At 77.9% G+C, this 1,012-nt stretch carries 1 protein-coding gene; it reads right to left on the bottom strand.

Going from position 1 to position 1,012, the window contains the following annotated elements:
• Positions 1-67: 67 nt before the first annotated feature.
• Positions 68-1,012: ABC transporter ATP-binding protein (locus FOE67_RS26855; RefSeq protein WP_194444830.1), on the bottom strand; the 945-nt coding region annotated here is incomplete at its 5' end.

Genomic DNA, 1,012 nt, shown 5'->3' with positions numbered 1-1,012 from the left:
GCCGTGGTCCGCGCCCGCCGCGGCGCGCCGGCGGGCGGGGTGGCGGGAGGGAGCGGGCCGTCGGCCGTCACAGCCGGTCCCCGGTGAGGGCGGCGAAGACCTCGTCCAGCCCGGCCTCGCGGGTGTGCAGGGTTTCCACGACACCGGCACGCAGCAGGCCGGCCAGTTCCTCGGCGACCCCCGGGGCGGTGGTGTCCGCGATCCGTCGCACCCGTCGGGTGTCGCCGGCGCCCTCCGGGTCCCGGTACTCGACGATCACGCCGGGACGGCCGTGGCCCAGGCGGAAGCCGCGGGGGGTGTCCACGGCGGCGATCCGGCCGCCGGAGACGAAGGCCAGCCGGTCGCAGAGGCGGTCGGCGGTGTCCATGTCGTGGGTGGTCAGGACGACCGCGGCGCCCCGGTCGGCCTCGGCCCGGATCACCTCCCGCAGTCGGGCCGCCCGCACCGGGTCCTGCCCGGAGGTGGGCTCGTCCAGCAGCAGCAGGCGGGGGCGGTTGATCAGGGCCCGGGCCAGCTCCAGTCGCATCCGCATCCCCTTGGAGAAGGTCGCGACGCGGTGGTCCGCGCGATCGGCGAGGTCCACCTGGGCGAGCAGTTCGAGCGGGTCGGCGGTGGGGACCCGGTGGAGGGCGGCGAAGGCGGTCAGGTTGCGGCGGGCGGTGAGCCGCAGGCGGGCGGCGGGGAGCTCGAAGGCGACCCCGACGTGGTCGAAGTAGTCGTGGCCCCACTCCCCCAGCGGGGTGCCGAGGACGGTGACGGTTCCGGCGGCGGGGCGGATCAGGCGGGCGAGAACCGCCTGGACGGTGGACTTCCCGGCACCGGAGGGGCCGAGGAGGCCGAGCACCTCGCCGGGGCGCACGGTGAAGGAGATGTCCTCGACCGCCGGGGTGTCGGCGCCCGGGTGAACGACCCGGAGGCCGGTGACCTCCACGGTGGGCCCCGGGGAGCCGTCGGTCCCCGGCGCGACGGGGGCGCGGCGCCCGGGGGTCCCTCCGGGGGGCTCCCCCGGAGG

The organism is Streptomyces calidiresistens (genome assembly GCF_014141525.1).
GTDB lineage: Bacteria > Actinomycetota > Actinomycetes > Streptomycetales > Streptomycetaceae > Streptomyces > Streptomyces calidiresistens.
This window is presented reverse-complemented; position numbering and strand designations above follow the sequence as displayed.